Raw genomic sequence first — 26,828 nt, 5'->3', positions numbered from 1 at the left:
CGCTAGAACCTCCATCCAAGGGGGCGGCGGTTCCTGAACCTTGGAAGGGGACAGCATGAAACTGGTCAATCCATCACCCTCGTTACACAACGAGGATCTCGCGCCCGCCGCCGAGCGGAAGTGGGGCGCCTTCTCAATCTTCAACGTCTGGACCTCGGACGTTCACAGTCTTTGGGGCTATTATCTGGCCGCCAGCCTTTTCCTGCTTTGCGGCAGTTTTATCAATTTTGTCATCGCCATCGGCATCGGTTCGATGGTCATTTTCTTCCTGATGAGCCTTGTGGGCAATGCCGGCGTGCGCACCGGCGTGCCGTTCCCGGTGCTGGCGCGTGCCTCCTTTGGCACCTTTGGCGCCAATGCGCCGGCGCTGATCCGCGCCGTGGTGGCCTGCTTCTGGTATGGCGCGCAAACCGCCGCTGCCGCGGGGGCCTTGGTGGCACTGCTCATCCGCAGCCCGGCTTTGCTTGAGTTCCATCAGACCAGCACCTTCATGGGCCATTCCAGCCTGATGTTCATCTGCTTCCTCGTCGTTTGGGGCGCGCAGCTGCTCATCATCCAAAACGGCATGGAGACGGTGCGGAAGTTCCAAGACTGGGCCGGTCCGGCGGTTTGGATCGTGATGCTGGTGCTGGCGGTTTATCTGGTGATCAAGGCCGGGACCTTCTCCTTCGGCTCTGAAATCCCGCAAGACGTGCTGATCGCCGCGACGGCGGGGGCCGGTGTCACGGCATTGCCCGGCAGCTTTGCCGCATTGATGGCGGTGGCCGCGACCTGGATCACCTATTTCGCAGCGCTTTACCTCAACTTCTGCGATTTCTCGCGCTATGCGAAAGACGAAGAGTCGCTGCGCCGTGGCAACCTCTGGGGCCTGCCGGTCAACCTTTTGGCCTTCTGCTTGGTTGCTGGCGTCACCACCACCGCCGCCTATACCGTCTATGGTGAGGTGCTGCTGCATCCCGAGGCGATCTCGGCCAAATTCGATAGCCTGTTCCTGGCGATCCTGGCCGCTTTGACCTTCGCAGTGGCCACGCTTGGCATCAACGTGGTGGCGAACTTCGTCTCGGCCGCCTTTGACTTCTCCAACGTCTTCCCCTCGAAGATCAGCTTCAAGGGCGGCGGCTATATCGCGGCTTTGATCTCGCTGGCCTTGTTCCCCTGGTCGCCTTGGGAAACCGGTGCTGCGAATTTCGTGAACTTCATCGGCTCGACGATGGGTCCGATCTTCGGGATCATGATGGTGGATTACTACCTGATCCGCAAATCGCAGATCGATGTGAATGCGCTCTACCAAGAACATGGCGAGTTCCGTTTCCAAAACGGCTGGCATGTGAAGGCCTTCATCGCTTTGGGCGTCGGCATCATCTTCTCGTCGATCCTGCCGACCTTCACCAATGTCTTGCCGGCATGGTGGGGCACCTATGGCTGGTTCTTCGGCGTTGGCATCGGTGGGGCGGTCTATTACGCTCTGCGCCAAGGCCAAGCCAAAGTCTGATAAACAAAGGGGAGGAGCCGCAAAGCCCCTCCCCATTTTCTGTCTATAAATATCCTACGGAGGGGTCCGGGGAGGTGTAAAACCTCCCCGGCCTTTTCCATCAGTCCATCGCTTTGAAGTTCAGCGATGCGCCTTCCTTGATCCCCGAGAACCAGCGCGAGGTGACGGTTTTGGTCTTGGTGTAGAAGCGGAAGGCGTCCGGGCCATATTGGTTCAAATCGCCAAAGGCCGATTTCTTCCAGCCGCCGAAGGAGTAATAGCTCAGCGGCACCGGGATCGGGAAGTTGATGCCGACCATGCCCACATTCACCCGGCTGGCGAAATCGCGTGCGGTGTCGCCATCGGCGGTGAAGATCGCGGTGCCATTGCCGTATTCATTGTCCATGACCAGCTTCAGCGCATCTTCATAGGTCTCGCGCCGCACGGTCGAGAGCACCGGGCCGAAGATCTCTTGTTTGTAGATCTCCATATCGGTGGTGACATTGTCGAACAAAGTCGCGCCGACAAAGAAGCCATTCTCATAGCCTTGGATCTTCAAGCCGCGGCCATCGACCACCAGTTTCGCGCCTTGCTCCACGCCGCTGTCGATCAACCCCAGCACGCGCTCTTGCGCTTGTTTGGTGATCAGCGGCCCGAAATCGACATCATTGCCGGCGGTATAGGGGGCAACTTTCAGCTTCTCAATCCGCGGCACCAGCTTTTCAATCAAAGCATCGGCGGTTTTCTCACCCACCGGGACGGCCACCGAGATCGCCATGCAACGCTCGCCCGCAGCGCCGTAGCCTGCGCCGATCAAAGCATCCGCCGCCTTGTCGAGATCGGCATCGGGCATGATGATCATATGGTTCTTGGCACCGCCAAAGCATTGCGCGCGTTTGCCATTGGTGGCGGCGCGGCCATAGATATATTGCGCGATCGGGGTTGAGCCGACAAAGCCCACGCCTTGGATGATCTCATGATCCAAGATGCCGTCCACGGTCGATTTATCGCCGTTCACCACTTGCAGCACGCCATCGGGCAGGCCGGCTTGTTTCAGCAGTTCGGCAAAGAAGAGGCTGGTCGAGGGTACACGCTCCGAGGGTTTCAGGATCATCGCATTGCCCGAGACGATCGCCGGGGCCATTTTCCACAAGGGGATCATGGCGGGGAAGTTGAAAGGCGTGATGCCCGCGACCACGCCCAAAGGCTGGCGCATGGCATGGATGTCGATGCCGGGGCCAGCATTGTCGGTCATCTCGCCCTTCAGAAGCGCAGGCGCGCCCATGCAGACCTCAACGACTTCCAAGCCGCGCTGCACATCGCCCTTGGCGTCGGGGATGGTTTTGCCATGCTCGCGCGAGACCAACTCGGCCAGTTTGTCCATGTTTTCATTGATCAAAGCGCCAAAGGCCATCATCACCCGCGCGCGGCGCTGCGGGTTGGTGGCGGCCCAAGCGACCTGCGCCTTGGCGGCCTCTTGCACGGCGTAATCCAGTTCTTCGGCGGTGGCCAAAGCCACGCGCGCCTGCACCTCGCCGGTGGCGGGGTTGTAGATGTCCGAGAAGCGGCCCGATTTACCGGCGACCAGCTTGCCGTTGATCCAATGTCCAATCTCTTGCATGGAATCCTCCCATTTGCTTTGGCGTCTTTCTAGCCTTGCACAAACGCCACGCGAAGCGCCAATATCCCAAAAAGGTTTTGCAGGATTGCAAAGATGGATTGGGATGATCTGCGGGTCTTTCTTGCGGTGGCACGCACGGAATCGCTGTCGGGGGCAGGGCGGTTGTTGAAAATCGACCCGGCCACCGTGGGGCGCCGGATTGCCCGGCTGGAAGAGGGCATGGCGAGCCGGTTCTTTCAAAAATCCCCGCAAGGCTATGTTTTGACCGAGGCCGGCAGCCGGCTTTTGCCGCATGCCGAGGCGGCTGAAACCGCCGCCCGCGCCGCAGCCCTTTCGCGTGACGCCGAAGGGGACGAGGGTCTCACCGGGCAAATCCGCCTTGGCGCGCCGGATGGCTGCGCGAACTACCTTCTGCCGCAGATATTGACCCGCATCGCCGAGGCGCATCCGGGGCTTGAGGTGCAACTGGTGGCTTTGCCGCGGGTCTTTAACCTTTCCAAACGCGAGGCCGATATGGCGATTGGCGTCTCGCGGCCCGAAACGGGGCGGCTGACCGTGCAAAAACTGGTGGATTATCATCTGGTTCTGGCGGCGAGCCGCGATTACCTCGCCCGCCATCCTTTGCAGGGGCCCGAGGATCTGAAGCGTCATCGCTTTACCGGCTATATCCCGGATCTAATCTTCGACAAAGAGCTCGACTATCTGGCCGAGATCGGCGCGCCGCCCGCGCGGTTCTCGTCGAACTCGGTCTCGGTGCAGCTGAATTTCCTGCGCCAAGGCGCGGGGCTTGGCGTGGTGCATGATTTCGCCTTGCCCGCCGCGCCCGAATTGGTACCGCTTTTGGCCGATGAGATCCGCCTGCACCGCAGCTTTTGGTTGATCCGCCATGCGGACGATGCCCGCGTGCCGCGCCTGACCCGCTTTGCCGAGGCGCTGATCCGCGAGGCAAGGGCGGAAATGGGCCGGTTAGAGGCGGGGGCCTAGCAGCAATGGCTTGACAGGCCCTCGCCTGCACCTGACCTTGCCAAGGACAGACACCGCCCAAGGAAGACACCGTAAGGAGTTGCCGATGCTTGTCAGTCAGATCCTGAAAACCAAACCCGCCGAGGTTATTCACATTGCGCCTGATGCCACTGTGGCCGGTGCGGTGGCGATGTTGTCACAGCGCCGCATTGGCGCGCTGATCGTCTCGGCGGATGGCGTCTCATGCGTTGGCATCCTTTCTGAGCGCGATATCGTACGGGAACTGGGTAAACGGGGGCCTGCGGTGCTGGAGGATCCGGTCTCAGCACTGATGACAACCAAGGTGACGGGCTGCTCGAGCGGCGATTTGACGCTGACGGTTTTGCAGCAGATGACCGACGGCCGCTTCCGCCATATGCCGGTGTTTGATGGGACACGGGTGATCGCTGTGATCTCGATCGGCGATGTGGTGAAAGCGCGGCTGGAGGAGCTTGCGGCCGAGAAAGATGCGCTTGAGGGGATGATCAAGGGCTTCTAGGCCCCGGCGCCCGTTCACATATCGCTGAAAAAATACGCAAAGGGGACTTGCGCTTTCGCTGGCGCTGTTGTTGCCTGCCGGTCACATTCGCAGCCTGCCCCGGGGGTAACATCTATGCGCATCGGCCTTTATCCGGGGACGTTTGATCCGATCACTTTGGGTCATACCGATATCATCCAGCGGGCCATGGCTTTGGTTGACCGGCTGGTGATTGGCGTGGCGATCAACCGCGACAAGGGGCCGCTCTTCAGCCTTGAAGAACGGGTGGCGATGGTGCAGGCGGAATGCGCGGCTATCACCGATAAGACCGGCGGCGAGATCGTTGTGCATCCGTTTGAAAACCTGCTGATCGATTGCGCGCGCGATGTGGGCGCGACCGTGATTATCCGCGGACTGCGGGCTGTTGCCGATTTTGAATATGAGTTTCAAATGGTTGGCATGAACCGCGCCTTGGACAGCAGCATCGAGACCGTGTTCATGATGGCCGATGCGCGGCGTCAGGCGATTGCTTCAAAACTGGTGAAGGAAATCGCGCGGCTGCAAGGGGATGTGTCGAAATTCGTCACACCTCCGGTGCAGGCGGCCTTGAAACAGCGCTACAGCTGAGACCGAAAAGCCTTCGGATAGAAACGCAAAAGGGCCCCGCAGGGGCCCTGGTCCGGGCTTTGGCAAGCCCGCTTACGTGCCCTGAGCGGGCAATCAGGAGCCGTAAACCACCTTGCGGGCGATTTGAGCGGCGTCGGCGGGGTGGATGTCCAGATCCCAGGCAAGATCCATCGGCATGCGGGCGATCTCATCACGGGTGCGGACATAGGCGGCGCGCTTACGGGCGGCTTCTTTGATATTCTGGATCAGCGTGATCATTTTCATTTCCTCTTTGTGCCGAGCGAAGGATTACGCTGCGGCATGCCAGAGAGATAGGCGTATCTGTTATCGCTAACAATTGCCAATGCTGCATTGCGGCGATGCAGCGGCTGCATGGGAGGAGGGCGGCTATTCTGAGCAAAAACCATAAGAAAAGGGCGCCCTAAAGCGCCCATCCTTAGACCTAAGTCACTCGTTAAGAACAAAACCTTAGATGAGCTTTCCCATCGCCACGGCGGTATCGGCCATGCGGTTGGAAAAGCCCCATTCATTGTCATACCACGCCAGAACGGCGACCATCGTGCCCTCCATCACTTTGGTCTGGTCCATGTGGAAGACCGAAGAGTGGGGGTCGTGGTTGAAATCGGCGGAGACGTTTTTGTAATCGGTATAGCCCAAGATGCCCTTCAGCGGACCATCGGCGGCGGCGCGGATCGCGGCATTGATCTCTTCCACCGAGGTTTCGCGCTTAGCGATGAACTTCAGATCCACCACCGAGACATTGGGCGTCGGCACCCGGATCGCAAAGCCATCAAGCTTGCCCTTAAGCTCGGGCAGCACCAGACCGACGGCCTTAGCAGCGCCGGTCGAGGTTGGGATCATCGACAAAGCCGCCGCGCGGCCGCGATAGAGATCCTTATGCAAGGTGTCGAGCGTCGGCTGGTCACCGGTGTAGCTGTGGATCGTGGTCATCATGCCACGCTCGATCCCGATGGCGCGGTGGAGGACCGAGGCGACGGGCGAGAGGCAGTTGGTGGTGCAAGAGGCGTTCGAGACGATAAGATCCTCGGCCGTGAGCGTGTCGTGGTTCACGCCGTAAACGATGGTCTTATCGGCACCTTCGCCCGGGGCTGAGATCAGCACCCGCTTGGAGCCATTCTCCAGATGCGCTTGGCATTTTTCCTTGCTGGTGAAGATGCCTGTGCATTCCAGCACGATATCCACGTCGGACCAGGGAAGCTCGGCCGGATCGCGGAGCGCGGTGACCCGGATCGGGCCGCGACCGGCATCGATCCAATCGTCACCCGTAGTCACGGTGCCGGGAAAACGGCCATGCACCGAATCAAAGCGCAAGAGATGGGCGTTGGTTTCAACCGGGCCGAGATCGTTGATGGCGATGACTTCGATATCTGTCCGGCCGGATTCAATGATCGCACGCAAGACGTTACGACCGATCCGCCCAAATCCGTTGATCGCGACTTTGACCGCCATAACCCAACACCTCCGACGTTGCAGCACTTCACCTCATTCTAGCGCCTTGTGGTAGCGCTAACAATGGCAAAGTGGCAAAAGCGTTAAGCAGCACTCCGGCGCGTTCAGCGCCAGAATGCTACATAAGCTACAAGATCAAGGAATTTGCGCGCGGCAAAGAGCAAGCCGTTGCCCGCGTTCAGTGCAAGATCAGCCGCGATCAGAAGGGCAATAAGCCCTGCCAGCCAAGCCGCAACAGAAGGTGTCATCGCTGCCCTCGATGGGGCAGGCGCTGCCCCTTATTGTGCCAGACGCCCCAAGACGCCGGCCACATCGGCCATGCGGCAGGAGAAGCCCCATTCATTGTCATACCATGCCAGAACGCGGACCGAACGGCCAACAACCTTGGTTTGGTCGGGGGCGAAGATCGACGAATGCGGCGTGTGGTTGAAGTCGATTGAGACTTTCGGCTCGGGGTCATAGCTCATCACCATACCCATGTAACCGGCGCAAGCCTCGCGCACGATCTCATTCACTTCTGCCACGGTGGTCGATTTCTTGGCGATGAAGGTCAGATCCACCGCCGAGACATTCGGGGTGGGGACGCGGATCGCGCTGCCGTCGAGCAGGCCTGCCAACTCGGGCAGCACTTCGCCAATGGCTTTGCCAGCGCCGGTCGAGGTCGGGATCATCGCCATTGCGGCGGCGCGGGCGCGGTAGAGGTCTTTGTGGCGGCGGTCCAGCGTCGGCTGATCGCCGGTGTAGCTGTGGATCGTGGTCATGATGCCGCTCTCGATGCCGATGCTGTCATTCAGCACCTTGGCCAGAGGGGCAAGGCAGTTGGTGGTGCAGCTGGCGTTGGAGACGACCAGATGCTCGGGCGTCAAAGCGCGATGGTTCACACCGTAAACCACGGTCAGATCGGCGCGTTTCGCCGGGGCCGAGACCAGCACGCGCTTGGCGCCACGGCCAAGGTGCACGGCGGCCTTATCGCGGTCGTTGAACTTGCCGGTGCATTCCAGCACCACATCGACGCCTTGCCAATCCAGCTCTTCAGGATTGTAGGTCGACATCATGCGGATCGGGCCACGGCCCAAATCCAGCGCGCCGTTTTCAACCGTCACGGTGCCGGGGAAGCGGCCATGCACGGAGTCATATTTCAGCAGATGCGCATTGGTCTCGATCGGGCCGGTGGCATTGATCGCAACAACTTGCACATCATTGCGGTTGGATTCAGCGATATGCGCCAAGGTGCAGCGTCCAATACGCCCAAATCCGTTGATGCCGATGGTGATCATGACGCGACTCCGAATTGAATTGCTTGGTGAGCAGCTAGCCCTTATGTCCGCGTATGCCTAGCCGCAAAACGAAGCATTTTCCTTATGTTAGCGAGAACATTTGCCGTTTGCGCTAACGTTTGCGGCACCATTGCGGGGAACCGCTGAGGCCCTCTTGGCATTTGTGTAATCTGAGGCGCCAGTTAAACTGCGCTGCGTGATAGGTGGAGTTTGGAATGAGCGGACTGCTGGCGCTTTTGGATGATGTTGCCGCGATTGCGAAGATCGCCGCTGCCTCGGTGGATGACATTGCGGCCAATGCCGCAAAGGCCGGCACCAAGGCGATGGGGGTGCTGATCGATGATGCGGCGGTGACGCCGAAATATGTCACTGGGTTCAGCGCCAAGCGTGAGCTGCCGATCATCTGGCGGATCTCTAAAGGCTCGATTTTCAATAAGCTGGTGATCTTGCTGCCGGTTTTGATGCTGCTTGAGACCTTCTTGCCGGATGTCATTCCCTATCTTTTGATGGTCGGCGGGGCCTACTTGTGTTTCGAGGGGGCCGAGAAGGTTTGGCATGTGCTCTTCCCGCATCATGACGCGCATGTGGCCGCCGATCTGCACACCGGCGATCCCGCCCGGCTTGAGGAAGAGCGCGTCGCGGGCGCGATCAAAACCGATTTCATCCTTTCGGCCGAGATCATGACGCTGTCGCTCTCGGTGATCGAAAGCAACAGCCTGTGGATGCAGGGCATCACGCTGGCGGTGGTGGCGATTTTGGTCACAGCTTTGGTTTACGGCGTGGTCGCGGTGATCGTGAAGCTGGATGATCTGGGGCTTTACGTCGCCCAAAACGGCCGCACCAGCGTCAGCCGCAGCCTTGGCAATGCTTTGGTGAAATTCGTGCCGGTGCTTTTGCGGTTCCTGTCGATCGTCGGCACCGCGGCGATGCTTTGGGTCGGCGGCAATATCGTGCTGCACGGGCTTGAGGTGACGGGGCTTTGGGCTTGGCCCTATGACACGATTCATCACATCGCGCAGAATGTCGCCTCGGGCGTCACCCAAGCCAAAGGCTTTGTGGCTTGGGCGGTGACGGCGCTCTTTGACGGCATCTTCGGGCTGATCTTCGGTATTTTGCTGATCCCGGTGGCGACCCGGATGATTGGGCCGCTTTGGGCGCGGGTTTCGGGTAAGAAGCAAGCCGCGCATTAAGCTGGGCCTGCCTTGGATGATTGAAAAGCCGCGCTTAATGCGCGGCTTTTTGCTTTTATAACAAATGCTTGTAAGTCGTTCTTATTGTAACAGTTTAACCATATCGGCAAAGCCGCGCCGCTTGGCATGTTCCAAGGCGGTCACGCCCTCGCGGTCGGGGATGGAAGGATCCGCGCCGCCCTGTAAGAGCCGTTTGACGATGTCTTGATGCAGAGGTCCGCCATCGGAAAGGATCACCGCCTCAAGCAAGGCGGTCCAGCCGAGATTGTTGATATGGTCCACATCCGCCCCAGCCTCGATCAGGATCGACACCGCCTCGGGATGGCCTTTCTCGGCCGCTGGGATGATCGCGGTGCCGCCATAGCGGTTGGTGCTGGCCAGATTGGCGCCCTGCGCGATGGTCATGCGTAAGATCTCAATCCGGCCATGCGCGCCGGCCACCAAAAAGGCGCTGTCCTGGATGTCATCCTTGGCATTCACATCGGCGCCGGCGGCGATCAATTGGCGGGCGGATTCGATGTCATTGGCCCAAGTTGCGACCAAAAGCGCGGTTTGACCTTGCGCATTGCGGGCATCGACGGGGCTTCCCTGCGAGAGGGCTGCCGCCAAGGCTGCGTGGTCTTGGGCCTGAACGGCGGCCAGAACATCGGCGCGGGCCGGTTTGGACATCAGCGCGGCTCCAAGCGTGAGGGAGAGGGTAAGGGCTAGGCTGGGGCGGGTCATGGCGCAGCAGGGCTCCTTGAACGTGCACGGCAAGGGCCGGGCGCCTCGCGTCAGGGCTAGAATAGCAAAAGGGCGACCCGAGGGCCGCCCTTTCGATCTGACTTTCGCGTGATGCGCTTAGAGCATCGCCTTGGCGGCTTCGACGGCTGCCTCAGCGGTGATGCCGAACTCTTTGTAGAGACGCTCATAGGGAGCCGAGGCACCGAAGCTGGACATGCCGATGAAGGCAGCTTTGGCTTCCTTGCCACGCTCGCCCAAGAGCCAGCGGTCCCAGCCTTGCTGCACGCCAGCTTCGATCGCCACGCGCACCGGACCTGCGGGCAGGACCTTCTTGCGGTAAGCCTCGTCTTGCTGGGCAAAAAGCTCCATCGAGGGCATCGAGACGACACGGGTGCCGATGCCTTCGGCCTCCAAAGCCTCACGCGCTTTCATGGCGATCTCAACCTCGGAGCCGGTGGCGATCAGGATGACCTGACGCTTGCCGGTGGCCTCGGCCAGAACATAGGCGCCTTTGGCGGAAAGGTTCTGGTTCGAATGGGTCAGACGCACAGCGGCGAGGTTTTGACGCGACAAAGCCATCACCGAAGGCGTGGTCTTCTGGCTCAAAGCCACTTCCCAGCATTCGGCCACTTCGACGAGGTCTGCCGGGCGCAGCACCAGCGTGTTGGGCGTCGCGCGCGAGATCGCCAGATGCTCCACCGGCTGGTGGGTCGGGCCGTCTTCGCCAAGGCCAATCGAGTCATGCGTCATGACATAGACCACCGGCAGGCCCATCAGCGCCGAGAGACGCATCGAGGGACGGGCATAGTCGGTGAAGGCCATGAAGGTGCCCGAATAGGGCCGCATACCGCCATGCAGCGCGATGCCGTTCATCGCTGCCGCCATGCCATGCTCGCGGATGCCCCAATACATGTAGCGGCCATTGCGGCTGCCCACGTCAAACGCGCCCAGATCGGCGGTTTTGGTGTTGTTGGAGCCGGTGAGGTCCGCCGAACCTGCAAAGGTCTCGGTCATCAGCGGGTTGACCGCGTTCAGCACCTTTTCCGAAGCCGAACGGGTGGCGAGCTTCGCCGGAGCCTCGACTGCGGCTTTCTTCACGCCACGGATGACGGAAGCGAGTTTCGCCGGTGCGTCGCCTGCGAAGATGCGGGCAAACTCGGCTTGTTTGGCCGGGGAGAGGGCGGCGAGACGGGCGTCCCACTCGGCGCGGGCTTTGGCGCCTTTGGCACCCAGCGATTCCCACCAGGTTTTGACCTCAGCCGGGATCTCAAAGGCGCCGCCGGTCCAGCCGTAACCTTCTTTCGCCGCAGCCAGTTGGGCTTTGTCGGTCAAAGCGCCGTGACCCTTCGAGGTGTCCTGCGCGGCATGGCCGTAAGCGATATGGGTTTTGCAAGCGATCATCGCCGGGCGGGGCGAGGCTTTTGCCGCGGTGATGGCGCGGTCGATATCCTCAGGATCATGGCCGTCGCATTCAAAGACATCCCAGCCGGAAGCCGCGAAACGGGCTTTCTGGTCGGTCACATCCGAGAGCGAGACCTTGCCGTCGATGGTGATGCCATTGTCATCCCAAAGCACGATCAGGCGCGAGAGTTGCTGACGGCCCGCGATGCCGATGGCCTCTTGGCTGACGCCCTCCATCAAGCAGCCGTCGCCGGCGATGACATAGGTGTGGTGGTCTTGCACCTTGGCACCCCAACGGGCGCGCAGATGCTCTTCTGCCATCGCAAAGCCAACGGCATTCGAGATGCCTTGGCCCAAGGGACCAGTGGTGGTCTCAACACCGGCAACATGGCCATATTCGGGGTGACCCGCGGTGATGGCGCCCCATTGGCGGAAGTTCTTCACCTGATCCAAGGTGACATCTTCATAGCCGGTCAGATGCAGCAAAGCATAGATCAGCATCGAGCCGTGGCCGGCCGAAAGGATGAAGCGGTCCCGGTCGGGCCAACGCGGCGCTTTGGGATCGAATTTCAGGTGCTTTTCAAACAGCACGGTCGCCACATCGGCCATGCCCATCGGCATGCCGGAATGGCCCGAGTTGGCCGCGGCAACAGCATCCAGCGCAAGCGCGCGGATCGCAGTGGCGCGCATCCAATGGTCGGGGTGACGGGAACGAAGAGTTGCAATGTCCACGGGGCTTGTCCTTCGGGTCAGCTTGGGCTCAGGAGGTGCTCTCGGTCCCGCGCATAGCCGCCACCCCGCGCAAGATCAAGCGCGACGCCCAAGGCCTTGGGAAGAAAGGGAAGACGTGGGGCTTCGGATAAGGGATAAAGGACGAATACGCCTTTCCAAGCGCGATTCGCTGGTGCAAACCGGGTTTTCGCATATGTCCCGAAGCCAGTCTTTGGGCTGGTGTTGGGATAAGGGCGCAAAGGACCGGCTTTGCGCCGGGGCAGAAACGGGGCAAATTATGCAAGAACTGGCCAAGCTTGAGCATCGGATCAGCCTAGCGCTGCAGCGGATTGGTCGCGGTTTGGACGAGATGGCTTTGCGCGACTCTGAAGAACAGATCGCCGTGGACATGGCGGCTGAGCGCGCAGCGATCTTGGGCGCTGAACTGAATGACACCAAGCGCGCTTTGGCCGCAGCCTTGGCCGCGCAACCTGCGGCGCAGGAACCGTCGGCCGATCCGGCCGAGTTGGCGGCACTGCAAGAAGAGCTTGCTGCTGTGCGCGCAGCCCTTGGGGATGAACGCGCGCGTGCCGAGGCCTTGGCCGCGCAACTGGCCGAGCAGCAGCGTCTTATGCAGAGCGCGGCGGCGGACAGCGGAAGTCAGGGCAAGATTGAGCAGCTGACCCGGCAGCTGGACGTGCAAGGGCTTGAATTGCAACGCATGCGTCGCAACAGCAGCGCTCTGCGTGAGCAGTTGCGCCAATTGCGCGAGGCCACAGCCGCAGGTCTTGCCGAGCCGCATCTTATCAACAAAGCCATGTTGAATGAGCTGGAATCTTTGCGCGCCACTCGGCTGACCGAGATGGCCGAATTGGATGAGATTGCCGCAGCATTGGATGACCATTTGACGGAGGCTGAACATGCCTGATCTGGACCTGAACATCGGCGGGCGCGTTTTTACGGTGGCTTGCCAGTCCGGCGAAGAGCACTTCCTGCGCGCCGCTGCCGCCATGTTGGATGCCGAAGCCACGCCCTTACTGGCCTCGATGGGGCGCCTGCCTGAGTCGAAGCTTTTGCTGATGGCTGGCTTGATGCTGGCCGATCGCACCGCCGCGATCGAGGACGAGCTGCGGCAATTGCGCAGTCAACTGGCCGAGCTGGAAGCACGGCCCCCGGCAGAGCCTCAGCGGATCGAAGTGCCGGTTATCCCGCCGCAAGTGACGGAAACTTTTGCAGAAATTGCTGCGCGGACAGAAGCTTTGGCCGCTAGCATTGAGGAAAAGGTGCGTGCATGACCTTTTTCAAATTTGGGCTGTCCATGAGCTTGATGGTCGCCGCCGCTCCCGCTGTCGCTCAGACGGAGCTTGGGACGCTGCGCTACATCTGCGATCGTGATGTTGAAATTCCGGTGACTTATGTCACCGCGAGCGACTTGCAAGTTGCTGTTTTGACAGTGGAAGTCGGCCAGATCACTTTGCTGGGCGAACCTTCCGCCTCTGGCGCGCGTTATGGCTGGCCTTCGGACGGTGCAAACTACGTCTGGTGGAGCAAGGGAACGGAAGCCACGCTTTTGTGGAAAGAAGGCGGGCAGGAGACGGTCTTGCTTAACTGCGTCGAGATGTAACGCCCCTTGGGGGCATCAGGATGGGCCAATGGCCCACCCCAGTTTTAACAAAGACTTAAGCGTTGGCTTCGCGGATCTTATCGGCGGCGTCTTTATCGAAAGCCACGCCGTTATCCTCAAGCAAAGTGTCCAGCTCGCCCGAAAGCGTCATCTCGGTGATGATGTCGCAGCCACCGATGAATTCGCCTTTGACGTAAAGCTGCGGGATGGTTGGCCAGTCGGAGAAATCCTTGATGCCCTGACGGATCTCGGCATCGGCGAGCACGTTCACGTCAAGATAGTCGATGCCCATGTAGTTCAGCACGCCAGCAACACGGCTGGAAAAGCCGCATTGCGGCATCATCTTGGTGCCTTTCATGAACAGAACCACGTCGTTCTTGGCCACCATGTCGCGGATCTGGTCCTGCGCGCTCATCATTTTTTCTCCATTTTGCCGCGTGGCGCGGCGAGATTGTTTTTGGGCCGCTCGGCCTTGACCGGGATCGGCTGCAAGCTGGGGGCGGGCGCCAAACCCGCCAAGAAGCGGATCAAATCACTGATCAGACGCGAGAAATTCATCAAGCTCTCTTTCAACAGGTTATTCCGGGGCTTTGGTGGTCAGGGCCAAAGCGTGCAATTCGCCGTTTGCGCCGTCCATTTTGCCTTTGAGACTGGCATAGACCGCGCGCTGTTGCTGGACGCGGTTCATGCCGCGGAAGGCCTCGTCAATGACCTCAGCCGCCCAGTGATTGCCGTCGCCCACGGTATCGGTGACGGTGATTTTGGCAGCGGGGAACGCAGCGCGGATCAGCGCCTCGATGTCCTTACCTTCCATTGCCATCCTGTCGGCTCCTTCACGTCATTGTCTTTGGGTCGTTACCCCAAGATGTATGCCGCAGTTTAGGGGGCTGCAAGAGCGCAAGGCTTAAGCCGCGCCTTGGGCCAACCATTCAGATCGCATCAGACCCATCAGATGCAGATCCACTGCATGGCCAAGCGCGGGGCGATACCAATGCTGGCGCATGACGCCCTCAAGCTGGAAACCGGCGGCACTGTAGAGCTTGATCGCGCGCGGGTTCTCGCCACTGGCATCCAGCCAAATGCGGGCAGCATTTAGGGTGTTAAAGCCATAGTCGATGAGCGCGGCAAAGAAGGCTTTGCCCGCGCCGCCACCGGCAGGGGTCAGCGCAAGGCGGAAAAGCTCGACCCGGCCGGAAGGGTCGCCGATCTCGCGAAAGATCGCAAAGCCCTTGGCGGGTCCGTCCTGCCAGATCAGGATCCGGCAGGCGGGGCTGGCGGCCCAAACCGCCAGCTGCCCTTCATCGGCGTCGCCGATGAAGGGGGTATAGTCGGGATGCGTCGTCAGGCTGCGGATAAAGTCGAAATCCGCAGCCGTGGCGGGGCGCAGGCCCATAGGCTCAGACGCCGATCTGTGCCGCAAAGGCACCGCGATAAAGCGCCGAAAGCTCGGCCAGCGGGGCCGATTCTGCACCAAGCACAACCGTATTGCCGCCAAACTCGCCAACCACGCTCAGCGCAACGCCAGCAGTTGCTGCGGCGGCTTGCAGGCCGTCCAGTGCCTCGGGCGACAGGGCCACCAGATAGCGCGCTTGGTCTTCGCCAAAGAGGAAGGCGGTCTCGGCTTGGTTCAGGGTCACACCCAGCCCCGCCGCTTCAGCCATCTCAAAGGCGGCCAAAGCCAGACCGCCATCGCCCAGATCCGAGGCCGCGCGGACCGCTTTGCGATTGTCGCGCAGGAAAGTGCCGTTCTTGCGCTCGGCCTCCAGATCAACATGCGGCGCATCGCCGGTCTCAAGGCCAAAAGCCTCGGCCAGCAGCGCGGATTGGCCCAGATGGCCACGGGTCTCGCCGATCAGCACGGCCAGATCGCCGGCCTGCGGACGGCCCGCGATGACATCCTCGACCGAAGCCAAGATGCCCACCGCGCCAATGGTCGGGGTCGGCAGGATCGGCTGGCCATCGGTCTCGTTGTAAAGCGAGACGTTGCCCGAGACGATTGGCATGTCCAAGGCCTTCACCGCCTCACCAATGCCGCGCAGAGCGCCGACGAATTGGCCCATGATCTCGGGCTTCTCAGGGTTGCCGAAGTTGAGGTTGTCGGTGGTGGCCAAGGGCAGGGCGCCCACGGCGGAGAGGTTGCGGTAGGCTTCGGCCACGGCTTGCTTGCCGCCCTCAAACGGGTTGGCTTTGACGTAGCGCGGCGTCACGTCCGAGGTGAAAGCAAGCGCTTTGCCGGTGCCATGCACCCGCACCACGCCCGCAGGCAAGCCGGGAGTGACAAGGGTATCGGCGCCAACTTGGCAATCATATTGCTCATAAACCCAAGATTTATGGGCATAGTTCGGCGAGCCGACCAAAGCCTTCAGCCCGTCGATCGCAGCAATCTGCGGCAGATCGCCAATCGGGCCAGCGGCCGGGGTTTCCACCCAAGGACGGTCATATTCCGGGGCCGAAGACGACAGCTTCGACAGCGGAATATCAGCCATCACCGCATCGCCATGCAGGATCAGGAAGCGGTCTTCCGGAATCGTCTCACCGACGATGGCGAAATCAAGGTCCCATTTCACGAAGATCGCGCGGGCCACATCTTCCAGCTCGGGGTTCAAAACCATAAGCATACGCTCTTGGCTTTCCGAGAGCATCATCTCGTAAGCCGTCATATTCGGCTCACGCTGCGGCACGTCATTGAGTTGCAGCTTGATGCCCAAACCGCCCTTATCGCCCATCTCAACAGCCGAGCAGGTGAGGCCAGCCGCGCCCATATCTTGGATCGAGACGACAGCGCCGGTTTGCATCAGCTCAAGGCAGGCTTCCAGCAGGCGCTTTTCGGTGAAGGGGTCGCCGACTTGCACGGTCGGGCGTTTTTCCTCGATCGTGTCGTCGAATTCGGCGGAAGCCATCGTCGCACCGCCAACACCATCGCGACCCGTCTTGGCGCCAAGGTAAACCACCGGCATGCCCACACCGGAAGCGGCCGAATAGAAGATCTTATCGGCGTCAGCCAAACCCGCCGCAAAGGCGTTCACAAGGCAGTTGCCGTTATAGGATTTGTGGAAGCGCACTTCGCCGCCCACGGTCGGCACGCCGAAAGCATTGCCGTAAGAGCCAACGCCCTCAACCACGCCTTTCACCAGATGCGCGGTTTTGGGATGCGAGGGCAGACCAAAGGACAAAGCGTTCATCGCAGCGATCGGGCGCGCGCCCATCGTGAAGACATCGCGCAAGATGCCGCCAACACCGGTCGCAGCACCTTGGTGCGGTTCAATATAAGACGGGTGGTTGTGGCTCTCCATCTTGAAGATCACCGCTTGGCCATCGCCAATATCGACCACACCGGCATTCTCGCCGGGGCCGCAGATCACTTGCGGGCCGGTGGTCGGCAGTTTCTTCAGATGGATCTTCGAGGATTTATACGAGCAATGCTCGTTCCACATCGCCGAGAAGATGCCAAGCTCGGTGAAGGAGGGCTCACGGCCCAAGATGCCGAGCAGACGCTCCCATTCATCGGGCTTGATCCCATGCGCGGCCACCAATTCTTGGGTGATTGCGGGTTCGGTCATCGCCTGCCTCCGGACGCTTGGAATATTGGGGGCCTCCTAGACCATAGGCGGGCAAAGGGGAAGGTGCCGCGCCAAGCTTGGACATAGGAATTTGCAACTTTCCTGCAAGGCGCGCCAAAGCTGTGCCTATTTTCTAGCCAAACAATGCAGGTGCAGAAAAAAAAGAGGCCGGACACGAAGTCCGGCCAAGTCCAACAGGGAGGTATGAAGCAGCAAGAGAAACTCAATCACTGCTTCGTAGCCCGATTTATGAGCTAGGCTTGCGCGCTTCAAGCCGCCTTCGTCCAACGTTAAGGCATGTCCGCCATGCAGCAAATGCATGGCTATGCCGCAGCGCCGCAAACTACGGCTGTTGGCGCTTGCGATAGGTCATAATTTCATCAAGCACGAAATCACGGAAGACGCCGACGCGTTTGGATTGCCGCAGCTCTTCGGGATAGGCAAGAAAGACAGGCACTTCGCCGCTTTCCACCTCGGGCAGCACGCGAACGAGGCGGGGGAAGTCATCGGTGATATAATCCGGCAGAACCCCGATCCCAAGATGATTCAAGACGCCCTGCAACACGCCAAAATACTGGTTCACATGCAGGGTCGAGGGCACATCATGCGTCATCAACTCGGCGACCAGCAGCGCGCCCGCCGCCACTTGCGCCGTGCCGGGGTGCTGACAGATCAGGCGGTGCTGGCTCATGTCTTCCATCGTCAAGGGCGTGGAGTGCTCTTCAAGGTATTCAGGCGTCGCATAAAGCCGCATCTTGATGTTCATCAGCCGCTTGCGGATGAGATCGGCTTGGCTTGGCTCTTTCATGCGGATCGCCACATCGGCCTCGCGCATCGGCAGATCGAGAACGCGCTCTTCGAGCATCAGGTCGATCTTTAGGCTGGGGTAGCGCTCGTAAAGTCGCGCCAGGCGCGGGGCGAGCCAGAGCGTGCCGAAACCGGTGGTGGTGGTGACGCGCAGCTCACCAAAAACTTCATCTTCAGAATCGCGGATCCGGGCGGCGGTCGCATCAAGCCGCTTCACCATCGCTTGGGTGGCGTCAAAGAGAAGCTCACCCTGTTCGGTCAGGATCAATCCGCGCGCGTGACGGTGAAAGAGCGTGACATTGAGGCTTTCCTCAAGCGCGCGGATCTGGCGGCTGACGGCGGATTGCGACAGGTGCAAAACATCGCCTGCATGGGTGAGGCTGCCCTTTTCGGCCACCGCATGAAAGATCCGTAATTTGTCCCAGTCCATAACCCATCCCTTAAATACCAAACGCAGCCTAGCACGAGCTATGCTTCTGGTGAAAAGCTGATCTTATGTAAATGCTGTATCTCGGGGGAAAATTGGTCCATTTGCCGCACGGCTCTTCCGCAATCCGTTGGGTCTGCCTATGATCGCGGCACAATCGGCAGCGAGGCAGGGCGATCGAGCCCCGTTGGTGTGCAGGCGAAGGGGCGAAAATGGCAGTCGGGATCTTCGATTCGGGCCTTGGTGGTTTGACGGTTTTGGACGCAGTGTCGCGTCGTTTGCCGCAGGTGCCTTTTGTATATTACGGCGATAATGCCCATGCGCCTTATGGCGTGCGCACCGCCGATGACATCTATAACCTGACCTGCGCTGCGACCGCACGACTGTGGGACGAGGGCTGCGATCTGGTGATCTTGGCTTGCAACACCGCCTCGGCTGCGGCGTTGCGGCGGATGCAGGACACTTGGATCCCCAAGGATAAGCGTGTCTTGGGGGTGTTTGTGCCGCTGATTGAAGCTTTGACCGAGCGGCAATGGGGCGACAACTCGCCGCCGCGCGAAGTTGCAGTGAAGCATGTGGCTTTGTTTGCTACACCCGCCACTGTTGCCAGCCGTGCCTTCCAGCGCGAATTGGCCTTCCGTGCGATCGGTGTGGATGTCGAGGCACAGCCTTGCGGCGGTCTCGTCGATGCAATCGAGCAGGGTGATGAGATCCTGGCCGAAGCCTTGGTGCGCAGCCATGTTGAGGCGCTGAAACGCCGGATGCCGCATCCCGAAGCGGCAATCTTGGGCTGCACGCATTACCCATTGTTGGAATCGGTGTTTCAAAAGGCGCTTGGCGACAAGGTGAGGGTCTATTCGCAAGCCAATTTGGTTGCCGAAAGCCTTGCCGATTACCTGACCCGTCGGCCCGAGTTCATCGGCCAAGGGCAGCAATCGAAATTCTTGACCAGTGGCGATCCGCAAGCGGTCTCAGACCATGCCACCCAATTCCTGCGCCGCGCGATCCAATTTGAGGCCGCTTAAAATGCATAAATTGATCCCGGCCGACCCTCATTATCGTGCCGAGATCGATGGGCTGCGCTGCCTTGCGGTGATGGCCGTGGTTTTGGCGCATGCCGGCTGGGCCGGCTTGCCCGGTGGTTTTCTTGGCGTTGACATCTTCTTCGTCATTTCGGGCTTCCTGATCACCCAAGTCCTAAGCGCAGAGCGTGCCGAGGGCAGGGTCAGTCTTAAGCAGTTTTATGCGCGGCGGATGCGGCGGCTGATGCCGGCGCTGGTGGTGATGCTTACGGTCTCGCTGGTGCTGGGTTGTCTGGTGTTGATCCCATCCGAGTTGCGCGAATTGGGCGTCTCCGGCGCGGCAACGTTGCTGTTTCTGTCCAACTTCTATTTCATGGATGCGACGGATTACTTTGCCGCGACCACGCTTAATCTGCCGCTGATCCACACTTGGAGCCTGGGCATCGAAGAACAGTTCTATCTGGTCTTCCCTTTGCTCTTCTTGATCCCGATGAAGGCGGCTCTGCGATGGGGGCTGATCGTTATCTTGGCTTTGGCCTCATTGGCGCTGGCCAATTATGGTGCCGACATCAAGCCGAGCTCGAACTATTTCTTTTCCCCTTCAAGGGCTTGGGAGCTTTTGGCAGGGGCGGCGATCGCTGGTCTGCGGCGCGGCTCAGCCTGGGGGCGCGGGATGGATTGGGCGGGATTGGCCTTGCTATGATCATGGCCAGCCTCTTTCTTTACAACGAAGAGACGCCAACTCCCTCGACATTCACCCTGCTGCCTGTTGTTGGAACCATGCTTGTATTGGGGTTTGGCCAGACCCAAGGGATGTCGGGGCGGCTTTTGACGTGGATGCCGCTGCGCCTGATCGGACTTGCGAGCTATTCAATTTATCTGTGGCACCAACCGATCCTGTCTTACGCACGGCTTTCGGGCTGGATGGCTGAGGGCTCTTTCCTCTCGGCCGTATTCTGGGTCGCGGTGATCTTGGGCGTGGGCTTTGCGTCTTGGGTCTTTGTCGAGCAGCGCTATCGGCGCAAGGCGGGGATCATCCCAAGGCTCTTGCTTATTCAAGGCGCACTCCTGGCCTTGACGCTGACGCTTGGAATGTCGCGCGCACCCTACCTTTTCGTCTCGAACGAGAACCGAGATTTGCTGTCTGCCGAATGGCGCCAAGCGCGGAATTATGTGCGAACAGGCGTTAAACCCTACAAGGATCGCGCCTTCTCAGATGATGGACGCCCCAAGATCCAGATCATTGGCGACAGCTACGGAATGGATTTCGTCAACTCGATGATCGAATACGGTGTGATTGACCAGATCGACCTGAGCGTTCACATCATTTCTTGGAATTGCGGTAATCTGGCTGTGCCGCGTGATGATCCTGCACTTTTGGCGCAAGATTTGCCTGCCAAATGCGACGATATCGACCGCTACGAGGGCGCTCCGCTTTTGGGGCGGATGCAAAGCGCGGATCGGGTGGTACTCATCTCCTATTGGGACGATTGGCATTTGCCCTTCATGCAGGCCTCGTTGAAAAGAGTGCGAGAGCTGACGGCGAATGATCTGCTGCTTGTCGGCACAAAATCCTTTGGAGTGCCGGACTTGCGCGTGCTGTCGCGATATAGCCGCGCCGAACGGCAAGAGCTTCGTGCAGATGCAGATCCACAAGTGCTTCGCAGCACGGCGCAGCTGCAAGAATGGTTCCCTGATATTTTCATCAACCTGCAAGAGGTGCTTTGCCCTGAGGGCGGCGGGGCAATCTGCCCAGCAGTCGACGTCAATGATCAGGTGCTAGCCTTTGATGGCTATCATTTGTCGCGAGCTGGGGCCCGTTACGCGGGGCCATTGTTCGATAAGGCCGGGATCTATGACCGGATCATGGCGCCGCGTCAGACCGGCAACTAAACGCTAGTAAGGTAAGCCCGCGCCCCCGGCACTGGACAACTGGCGTCAAAGGCGGCAGTCTGGGGCGATGCGGCAGATTGTGCCGCGCTCTGGTGGCAACGGATCTGACATGCTGACTGGTTTTCGGTCGAACATCTCTGCGCTGTTTCCGCTTCTGTTCGGAACCAGGGCCAACAATGCCTAAGGGTTGCTGCGGATACGCCCGGCAACCCTGATCGATCTCTCATCTTCTGTTGAGACCGCCAACCGCCCTTAGGGCGGCGCGGCATTGTTGTGGACCATCATGACCCTCTGGACCCCTTTGGCCCGGGCGCGCAGCGCTTCGGGCGACGATATCTTGCTGCAGCAGCGCGGTGAGCTTTTTGAGATAAAGTTCAACGGCATGCAGCTCATGTCTAACCTAAACTCTCAATCCGAGATCAGCCTTGCAATCAAAGCCGCGCGGATGCTGAACCGCCATGATGCGCGGGTTTTGGTGGGCGGATTGGGCATGGGCTTTACGCTGCGTGCCATCCTTGACGCCGTGCCACAGGCCGAGCGCGTCGATGTCTGCGAAATCTCGCCCGAGGTGGCGGAATGGAACCGCAGCCATTTGGCCCCTTTGGCGGATCATCCCTTGGCCGACCGTCGGGTGCGTTTGCACCTGCGCGACGTGAGCGCGCTTTTGCAAGAAAATCCAAAGCGTTGGGACCTGATCCTCATGGACACTGACAACGGTCCCGAGGCTTTGGCGCGCCCCGACAACGCCGGACTTTACAATGATGCCGGCATTGCGATGGCGCTGGATGCTCTGCGCCCCGGCGGCATTGCCGCTTTTTGGTCGGCCGATCGCTCGGATGCTTTCGCGCGCCGCTTGGACCAAGCGGGTGCGGCTTGGTGTGTTGAAGATATCCCGCTGATCCCCGGACGGGCGGATGCGATGCACCACCTCTATTTCGTCGGCTCTGACAGGCAGAGCCTTGCGCAACGGCTGGCCGCCTGACCGGCGTTTGGCAGCATTAGGAGAAGAAGAATGGATTTCAAACCAGCGGATTTGGTGCGTCTGCGCTCGGGCGGTGAGGTGATGACCGTTGAAAAGGTCGGCCGCTATGGCGGTGAGATCAAGGTCTCGGCCGTTTGGTTCGAGGGCACCGAGCTGCGCCGGGCCGTTTTCCTGCCGGTGGTGCTAGAGCTGGTCGAAGCCGCAGCCGCAGCTGCACCTGCCATCGCCAGCTGAGCGAAGCGCCCAAAAGAAAAGGGGCGGACCGCAAGGCCCGCCCCTAAATCCTAGCCTAGGTGCCAAGGATCAGTCCTTGGCGCGTTCCACATAGCTGTCATCATCGGTGTTGATGATGATGCGGGTGCCTGCGCCGATATGGGCCGGAACCATCACGCGCAGACCGTTCGAGGCGGTTGCGGGCTTGTAGCTCGACGAGGCGGTTTGGCCTTTGACGACCGGCTCGGTTTCCATGATCTCAACGGTAATGCGCTGCGGCACTTCGATCGCGATCGGCACGCCTTCATAAGTTTTCAGGAAGACGCGCATGCCTTCTTGGACATAGGGCTTGTTGCCGCCCATGACATCCTCGGTCACCACGACTTGCTCGTAGGTTTCCGGCTGCATGAAGTGGAAGCCTTCGCTGTCTTCGTAGAGGAAGTCATAGTCGCGCTCGTCGACATTGGCTTTTTCCACTTGATCGGTGGTTTTCCAACGTTCCGAAACTTTCACCCCGTCCGAGATGCGGCGCATGTCGACGCTGGTGGTGGGGGTGCCTTTGCCGGGGCGGAACGTTTCAGCGTTGAGAACAACATAGAGACGGCTGTCGAGCTCAACGACGTTGCCCTTACGCAGGGACGAGGCGATGACTTTCACGGGGCGTGATCCTTTGATATGGGCGCGTCAGTGGCGCGTATGCCGCCGCCCTTAGCGCAACCTTGCCCAGATTTCCAGCCGGAACCCGAAATGACCCCAGAGATCGCCGCAGATACGCCTTGGTGGCATCCTTCGCGCCACGCTGATCGCCGCCCGCTTTTGCTGGCGCGCAACCGGATTCAAGGCGCGATCCGGGGTTGGCTGGCGGAGCAGGACTTCCTTGAGGTGGACCCTTCGGCGCTGCAAGTCAGCCCCGGCAATGAGGCGCATCTGCACGCCTTTGCCACCACCGCGATCGGCAATGATGGCGCGGGGCAGGTGATGTATCTGCATACCTCGCCCGAATTTGCGATGAAGCGGCTTTTGGCGGCGGGAGAGCGGCGGATCTACAGCCTTGGCCATGTCTGGCGCAACCGCGAGCGCGGACCGAAACATGCGCCCGAATTCACCATGTTGGAATGGTACCGGGTGGGTGAAGGCTATGAGCAGCTGATGGAGGATATCGCGGCTTGGGTGCGGCTCGCTTGCGACGGGCTCTTGCGGCACCGCGATCTGACCTGCGACCCTAAAGCGCCTTATGAGCGGGTCTCGGTGGCGGATGCCTTCAGCACCTATGCGGGCATTGATCTTCTCGCCACGATGGATGCGCAAGGTGCCACCGATGCGGCGGCCTTGGCCGAGCAGATGGACCGTGTTGGCATTGCCCATATGGCGGGTGAAAGCTGGTCCGATCTTTTCAGTCGGATCCTGTCGGAGAGGGTCGAGCCGCATCTGGGGCAGGGCCGTTTGACCGTGCTTGACCGCTATCCCGCCGCCGAAGCCGCCTTGGCGCGCCGCGTGCCCGGCGATGCGCGGGTCTCGGAGCGGTTTGAGGTCTATGCCTGCGGTGTGGAGCTGGCCAACGGCTTTGGAGAGCTCACCGATCCCATCGAGCAGCGCCTGCGCTTTGAAGAAGAGATGGCGATCAAGCAGGCGACTTACGGCGAGACCTATCCGATTGATGAGGATTTCCTTGCCGCTTTGGCGCTGATGCCCAATGCCTGCGGCTGCGCGCTTGGCTTTGACCGCTTGGTGATGCTGGCCACGGGAGCGCCTTCGGTCGAGGCCGTGCAATGGGTGCCCGCAGGGCGCGTGACGCCGTAAGGTCAAAGCTGTGACCTGCTGACGCGGGGGCGAGCAGGGTCTCGACACAGGCCCCCCCGCGCCCTATCTGCTAAACGCAGGTTGCGGCGCGTTGCAGTCCGCACCAGCCGCAGGAGATGAAGATGCAAAACAGCGACACGCCGCAGTTTCGCGGGCTGAAAGGCCTGAAAAAGCGCCGCCGGATTCAGGTGGTGGTTTTGGCTTTTGCAGCGCTTGCCACCGCCTTTTTGGTGATCTTTTTCTTCGTGCCGAAAGATGCGCTGAACTTCTTCCGCTCGCCCACCGAAGTGGTCACCACACCGCCTGATGCGGATGAGGTGTTCCGTATCGGCGGGCTGGTCGAAGAAGGGAGCCTCAAGCGTGGCGACGGGGTGACCATCACCTTCAACGTGACCGACACCAATGAGACCGTCCCGGTCACCTATACCGGCGTGTTGCCCGATCTTTTCGCCGAAGGTCAGGGCATGGTTGCGCTTGGTAAGATGCAGGACGGCACCTTCGTCGCCTCCGAAGTGTTGGCCAAGCATGATGAGACCTATATGCCGAAAGAGGTCACGCAGGCGCTGAAAGAGCAGGGCGTGTATAAAGAGCCTGAAAGCTAAGATTTGCCCGCTTTACCCCCCAAAAGCCGCCCTAGAGGCGGCTTTTTGCTGCGTTACGCTCTTGCAAAGCCCTCCGCGTAAGCCCGCCCGCTTGACCCGGCGAGCCCGCTCTGGCAATGCCAGAGCATCATACGGGATTTGATCAGATGAACCTCTTCGCGGATCTCCGCAGCGCGGTGGTGGATGCCCTTGGCCGGATGACGGCTGAAGGGCTCTTGCCGCAAGGACTTGACCTTAGTGCCGTCGCGGTCGAGCCGCCGCGCGACGCCTCGCATGGCGATATGGCCACCAATGCGGCGATGGTTTTGGCAAAACCTGCGGGCAAGAACCCGCGTGAGATTGCCGATGCTTTGGCGGTGAAACTCTTGGAAGACCCGCGCATTCAGGCCGCCGATGTGGCTGGCCCGGGCTTCTTGAACCTGCGGCTGGCTCCGGCCCTGTGGCAAGATGTGATCCGCCAAGTGCTGAGCGCAGGCCTTGATTATGGCCGCTCGGACCTGGGGCAGGGGCTGAAGGTCAACGTCGAGTTTGTCTCGGCCAACCCGACCGGCCCGATGCATGTGGGCCACGTCCGCGGCGCGGTTGTGGGCGATGCTTTGTCGCGGCTTTTGGCCTTCTCGGGTCATGATGTCACCCGCGAATATTATATCAACGACGGCGGCGCGCAGGTGGATGTGCTGGCACGTTCGGCCTTTGAGCGTTACCGCGAGGCCAATGGGCTTGAGCCTGAGATCCGCGAAGGGCTTTACCCCGGCGATTACCTGATCCCGGTCGGTGAGGCGCTGAAGGCGAAATACGGCACCAGCCTGCTCGACCAGCCGGAATCCGTCTGGCTGGCCGATGTGCGCGAATTCGCCACCGCCGAGATGATGCAGATGATCCGCGAGGATCTGGCGCAGCTTGGCGTTGAGATGGATATCTACTCCAGCGAAAAAGCGCTTTACGGCACCGGCGAGATTGAAGCTGCCATCGAAGAGTTGCGCCAAGCGGGCCTCATCTATGAAGGCGTGCTTGAACCGCCGAAAGGCAAGACGCTGGAAGATTGGGAGCCGCGCGAGCAGATGCTCTTCCGCTCGACCGCACATGGCGATGACGTCGACCGCCCGGTGCAGAAATCGGACGGCTCCTGGACCTATTTCGCCCCCGATATCGCCTATCACTACAACAAGGTGAAACGCGGTTTCGATCAGCTGATCGACATTTTCGGCGCCGACCACGGTGGCTATGTCAAGCGGATGAAGGCTGCGGTTTCGGCCCTGTCCGGCGGCAAAGTCCCCTTGGATATCAAGCTGGTGCAGCTGGTGAAGCTCTATAAGGGCGGTGAGCCCTTTAAGATGTCGAAACGGGCCGGCACCTTTGTCACCTTGCGCGATGTGGTCGAGCAGGCGGGCGCGGATGTCACGCGTTTCATCATGCTGACCCGCAAGAACGATGTCTCGCTCGACTTCGATTTCGACAAGGTTTTGGAGCAGTCCAAGGACAACCCGGTCTTCTATGTCCAATATGCCAATGCCCGGATCAACTCGGTCCTGCGCAAGGCGCGGGACGCTGGGATCGCGGTGGATCAAGCGACCCTTGCGGCGGCCGATCACGGCCAGCTGTCGCATGCGGCTGAGCTGGCGATGTTGAAAAAGATCGCCGAATGGCCGCGTTTGGTGGAAATCGCCGCGCGCAACAATGAGCCGCACCGGGTTGCCTTCTACCTTTACGAGTTGGCGTCTGAGTTCCACGGTCTGTGGAACCGCGGCAATGACGAGCTTTCCTTGCGCTTCGTGCAAGAGGATCAGGCCACTACTCAGGCGAAAATCGCCCTTGTTCAGGCTGTAAGCGTTGTCATTTGCAGTGGCCTTGCTATCTTGGGCGTCACTCCGGTCGAAGAGATGCGCTGACGACAGCCCATGCCGGAAGAGCAGCGGAACAGGCGGGG

At 60.3% G+C, this 26,828-nt stretch carries 30 protein-coding genes; 16 read left to right on the top strand and 14 right to left on the bottom strand.

Annotated elements, in window-relative coordinates; translation table 11 throughout:
• Positions 1 to 55 precede the first annotated feature (55 nt).
• Positions 56 to 1,492: an NCS1 family nucleobase:cation symporter-1 gene (locus Q9295_RS04115; RefSeq protein WP_306679235.1), complete on the top strand. Its 1,437-nt coding sequence runs from the start codon at positions 56 to 58 to the stop codon at positions 1,490 to 1,492.
• Between the two features lie 100 nt (positions 1,493 to 1,592).
• On the opposite strand, the gene Q9295_RS04110 is transcribed toward Q9295_RS04115, so the two are convergent.
• A complete protein-coding gene (locus tag Q9295_RS04110) occupies positions 1,593 to 3,092 on the bottom strand; it encodes a CoA-acylating methylmalonate-semialdehyde dehydrogenase (protein WP_306679234.1) in 1,500 nt (499 codons plus the stop codon).
• Between the two features lie 93 nt (positions 3,093 to 3,185).
• On the opposite strand from Q9295_RS04110, the gene Q9295_RS04105 reads away from it, so the two are divergent.
• The 3 genes from Q9295_RS04105 to coaD all read left to right on the top strand — a co-directional run bounded on the left by Q9295_RS04105 (position 3,186) and on the right by coaD (position 5,199).
• A complete protein-coding gene (locus tag Q9295_RS04105) occupies positions 3,186 to 4,076 on the top strand; it encodes a LysR family transcriptional regulator (RefSeq protein ID WP_306679233.1) in 891 nt (296 codons plus the stop codon).
• An 85-nt stretch (positions 4,077 to 4,161) separates the two neighbouring features.
• Positions 4,162 to 4,593, top strand: a complete 432-nt coding sequence (locus Q9295_RS04100) for a CBS domain-containing protein (RefSeq protein WP_306679232.1) — start codon at positions 4,162 to 4,164, stop codon at positions 4,591 to 4,593.
• Positions 4,594 to 4,707: 114 nt separating this feature from the next.
• Positions 4,708 to 5,199 carry a pantetheine-phosphate adenylyltransferase gene (gene coaD, locus Q9295_RS04095; RefSeq protein WP_306679231.1) on the top strand — a complete coding sequence of 164 codons (492 nt, stop codon included), beginning with the start codon at positions 4,708 to 4,710 and terminating at the stop codon, positions 5,197 to 5,199.
• 93 nt (positions 5,200 to 5,292) lie between these two features.
• On the opposite strand, the gene Q9295_RS04090 is transcribed toward coaD, so the two are convergent.
• The 4 genes from Q9295_RS04090 to gap (Q9295_RS04075) all read right to left on the bottom strand — a co-directional run bounded on the left by Q9295_RS04090 (position 5,293) and on the right by gap (Q9295_RS04075) (position 7,946).
• The gene (locus tag Q9295_RS04090; protein WP_306679229.1) at positions 5,293 to 5,457 is read right to left on the bottom strand and encodes a hypothetical protein; all 165 of its coding nucleotides are present in this window, start codon (positions 5,455 to 5,457) and stop codon (positions 5,293 to 5,295) included.
• A 210-nt stretch (positions 5,458 to 5,667) separates the two neighbouring features.
• Positions 5,668 to 6,669 (bottom strand): type I glyceraldehyde-3-phosphate dehydrogenase, encoded by a 1,002-nt coding sequence (gap, locus tag Q9295_RS04085; protein ID WP_306679228.1) that lies wholly within the window; start codon positions 6,667 to 6,669, stop codon positions 5,668 to 5,670.
• Positions 6,670 to 6,773: 104 nt separating this feature from the next.
• The gene (locus Q9295_RS04080) at positions 6,774 to 6,917 is read right to left on the bottom strand and encodes a hypothetical protein (RefSeq protein ID WP_306679227.1); all 144 of its coding nucleotides are present in this window, start codon (positions 6,915 to 6,917) and stop codon (positions 6,774 to 6,776) included.
• Between the two features lie 30 nt (positions 6,918 to 6,947).
• Positions 6,948 to 7,946, bottom strand: a complete 999-nt coding sequence (gene gap / locus Q9295_RS04075; RefSeq protein ID WP_306679226.1) for a type I glyceraldehyde-3-phosphate dehydrogenase — start codon at positions 7,944 to 7,946, stop codon at positions 6,948 to 6,950.
• Between the two features lie 215 nt (positions 7,947 to 8,161).
• Between gap (Q9295_RS04075) and Q9295_RS04070 the strand changes: the two genes are divergently transcribed.
• Positions 8,162 to 9,136, top strand: coding sequence for a DUF808 domain-containing protein (locus Q9295_RS04070; RefSeq protein WP_306679225.1), 975 nt, complete (start codon positions 8,162 to 8,164; stop codon positions 9,134 to 9,136).
• An 81-nt stretch (positions 9,137 to 9,217) separates the two neighbouring features.
• On the opposite strand, the gene Q9295_RS04065 is transcribed toward Q9295_RS04070, so the two are convergent.
• The gene (locus Q9295_RS04065) at positions 9,218 to 9,859 is read right to left on the bottom strand and encodes an ankyrin repeat domain-containing protein (RefSeq protein ID WP_306679224.1); all 642 of its coding nucleotides are present in this window, start codon (positions 9,857 to 9,859) and stop codon (positions 9,218 to 9,220) included.
• 117 nt (positions 9,860 to 9,976) lie between these two features.
• The gene (gene tkt / locus Q9295_RS04060) at positions 9,977 to 11,992 is read right to left on the bottom strand and encodes a transketolase (RefSeq protein WP_306679223.1); all 2,016 of its coding nucleotides are present in this window, start codon (positions 11,990 to 11,992) and stop codon (positions 9,977 to 9,979) included.
• A 277-nt stretch (positions 11,993 to 12,269) separates the two neighbouring features.
• Here tkt and Q9295_RS04055 point away from each other — a divergent pair, with 277 nt between their 5' ends.
• From Q9295_RS04055 to Q9295_RS04045, 3 genes are read left to right on the top strand one after another with little or no spacing between them, the layout of a single operon-like run.
• Positions 12,270 to 12,899 carry a hypothetical protein gene (locus Q9295_RS04055; RefSeq protein WP_306679221.1) on the top strand — a complete coding sequence of 210 codons (630 nt, stop codon included), beginning with the start codon at positions 12,270 to 12,272 and terminating at the stop codon, positions 12,897 to 12,899.
• On the top strand, positions 12,892 to 13,266 hold the full coding sequence (gene zapA / locus Q9295_RS04050) for a cell division protein ZapA (protein ID WP_306679220.1): 375 nt from the start codon (positions 12,892 to 12,894) through the stop codon (positions 13,264 to 13,266). Before Q9295_RS04055 ends, zapA begins: the two co-directional genes overlap by 8 nt.
• Positions 13,263 to 13,595: an MliC family protein gene (locus Q9295_RS04045; RefSeq protein WP_306679219.1), complete on the top strand. Its 333-nt coding sequence runs from the start codon at positions 13,263 to 13,265 to the stop codon at positions 13,593 to 13,595. The genes zapA and Q9295_RS04045 overlap by 4 nt, the downstream gene beginning before the upstream one ends.
• Before the next feature lie 55 nt (positions 13,596 to 13,650).
• Here Q9295_RS04045 and grxD read toward each other — a convergent pair whose 3' ends face one another.
• From grxD to Q9295_RS04015, 6 genes are all read right to left on the bottom strand, one after another.
• Positions 13,651 to 14,013, bottom strand: a complete 363-nt coding sequence (gene grxD / locus Q9295_RS04040) for a Grx4 family monothiol glutaredoxin (RefSeq protein ID WP_306679218.1) — start codon at positions 14,011 to 14,013, stop codon at positions 13,651 to 13,653.
• On the bottom strand, positions 14,010 to 14,153 hold the full coding sequence (locus Q9295_RS04035; protein WP_306679217.1) for a hypothetical protein: 144 nt from the start codon (positions 14,151 to 14,153) through the stop codon (positions 14,010 to 14,012). Before Q9295_RS04035 ends, grxD begins: the two co-directional genes overlap by 4 nt.
• A 19-nt stretch (positions 14,154 to 14,172) precedes the next feature.
• Complete coding sequence (locus Q9295_RS04030; protein ID WP_306679216.1) at positions 14,173 to 14,415, bottom strand: BolA/IbaG family iron-sulfur metabolism protein; 243 nt, start codon at positions 14,413 to 14,415, stop codon at positions 14,173 to 14,175.
• A gap of 84 nt (positions 14,416 to 14,499) precedes the next feature.
• On the bottom strand, positions 14,500 to 14,988 hold the full coding sequence (locus tag Q9295_RS04025; RefSeq protein WP_306679215.1) for a GNAT family N-acetyltransferase: 489 nt from the start codon (positions 14,986 to 14,988) through the stop codon (positions 14,500 to 14,502).
• 4 nt (positions 14,989 to 14,992) lie between these two features.
• On the bottom strand, positions 14,993 to 17,155 hold the full coding sequence (gene purL, locus Q9295_RS04020) for a phosphoribosylformylglycinamidine synthase subunit PurL (RefSeq protein ID WP_306679214.1): 2,163 nt from the start codon (positions 17,153 to 17,155) through the stop codon (positions 14,993 to 14,995).
• 343 nt (positions 17,156 to 17,498) lie between these two features.
• Complete coding sequence (locus tag Q9295_RS04015; RefSeq protein WP_306679213.1) at positions 17,499 to 18,392, bottom strand: LysR family transcriptional regulator; 894 nt, start codon at positions 18,390 to 18,392, stop codon at positions 17,499 to 17,501.
• Positions 18,393 to 18,601: 209 nt separating this feature from the next.
• Between Q9295_RS04015 and murI the strand changes: the two genes are divergently transcribed.
• From murI to Q9295_RS03990, 5 genes are all read left to right on the top strand, one after another.
• The gene (gene murI, locus Q9295_RS04010; protein ID WP_306679212.1) at positions 18,602 to 19,414 is read left to right on the top strand and encodes a glutamate racemase; all 813 of its coding nucleotides are present in this window, start codon (positions 18,602 to 18,604) and stop codon (positions 19,412 to 19,414) included.
• 1 nt (position 19,415) lies between these two features.
• Positions 19,416 to 20,114, top strand: coding sequence for an acyltransferase family protein (locus tag Q9295_RS04005; protein WP_306679211.1), 699 nt, complete (start codon positions 19,416 to 19,418; stop codon positions 20,112 to 20,114).
• 2 nt (positions 20,115 to 20,116) lie between these two features.
• Positions 20,117 to 21,304, top strand: coding sequence for an acyltransferase family protein (locus Q9295_RS04000; protein ID WP_306679210.1), 1,188 nt, complete (start codon positions 20,117 to 20,119; stop codon positions 21,302 to 21,304).
• 283 nt (positions 21,305 to 21,587) lie between these two features.
• Entirely contained in the window at positions 21,588 to 22,286 is a 699-nt protein-coding gene (locus Q9295_RS03995) for a spermine/spermidine synthase domain-containing protein (RefSeq protein WP_306679209.1), read from the top strand.
• 30 nt (positions 22,287 to 22,316) lie between these two features.
• The gene (locus Q9295_RS03990; protein WP_306679208.1) at positions 22,317 to 22,520 is read left to right on the top strand and encodes a DUF2158 domain-containing protein; all 204 of its coding nucleotides are present in this window, start codon (positions 22,317 to 22,319) and stop codon (positions 22,518 to 22,520) included.
• Positions 22,521 to 22,589: 69 nt separating this feature from the next.
• On the opposite strand, the gene efp is transcribed toward Q9295_RS03990, so the two are convergent.
• Positions 22,590 to 23,156, bottom strand: a complete 567-nt coding sequence (gene efp / locus Q9295_RS03985) for an elongation factor P (protein WP_306679207.1) — start codon at positions 23,154 to 23,156, stop codon at positions 22,590 to 22,592.
• Positions 23,157 to 23,246: 90 nt separating this feature from the next.
• On the opposite strand from efp, the gene epmA reads away from it, so the two are divergent.
• From epmA to argS, 3 genes are all read left to right on the top strand, one after another.
• Positions 23,247 to 24,299, top strand: coding sequence for an EF-P lysine aminoacylase EpmA (gene epmA, locus Q9295_RS03980; RefSeq protein ID WP_306679206.1), 1,053 nt, complete (start codon positions 23,247 to 23,249; stop codon positions 24,297 to 24,299).
• Positions 24,300 to 24,454: 155 nt separating this feature from the next.
• The gene (gene ccmE / locus Q9295_RS03975; protein ID WP_306679348.1) at positions 24,455 to 24,901 is read left to right on the top strand and encodes a cytochrome c maturation protein CcmE; all 447 of its coding nucleotides are present in this window, start codon (positions 24,455 to 24,457) and stop codon (positions 24,899 to 24,901) included.
• Positions 24,902 to 25,047: 146 nt separating this feature from the next.
• Positions 25,048 to 26,790, top strand: coding sequence for an arginine--tRNA ligase (argS, locus tag Q9295_RS03970; protein ID WP_306679205.1), 1,743 nt, complete (start codon positions 25,048 to 25,050; stop codon positions 26,788 to 26,790).
• Positions 26,791 to 26,828: the final 38 nt, after the last annotated feature.

The sequence above is a fragment of the Pseudogemmobacter lacusdianii genome, assembly GCF_030848395.1.
Taxonomy (GTDB): Bacteria; Pseudomonadota; Alphaproteobacteria; order Rhodobacterales; family Rhodobacteraceae; genus Pseudogemmobacter; species Pseudogemmobacter lacusdianii.
This window is presented reverse-complemented; position numbering and strand designations above follow the sequence as displayed.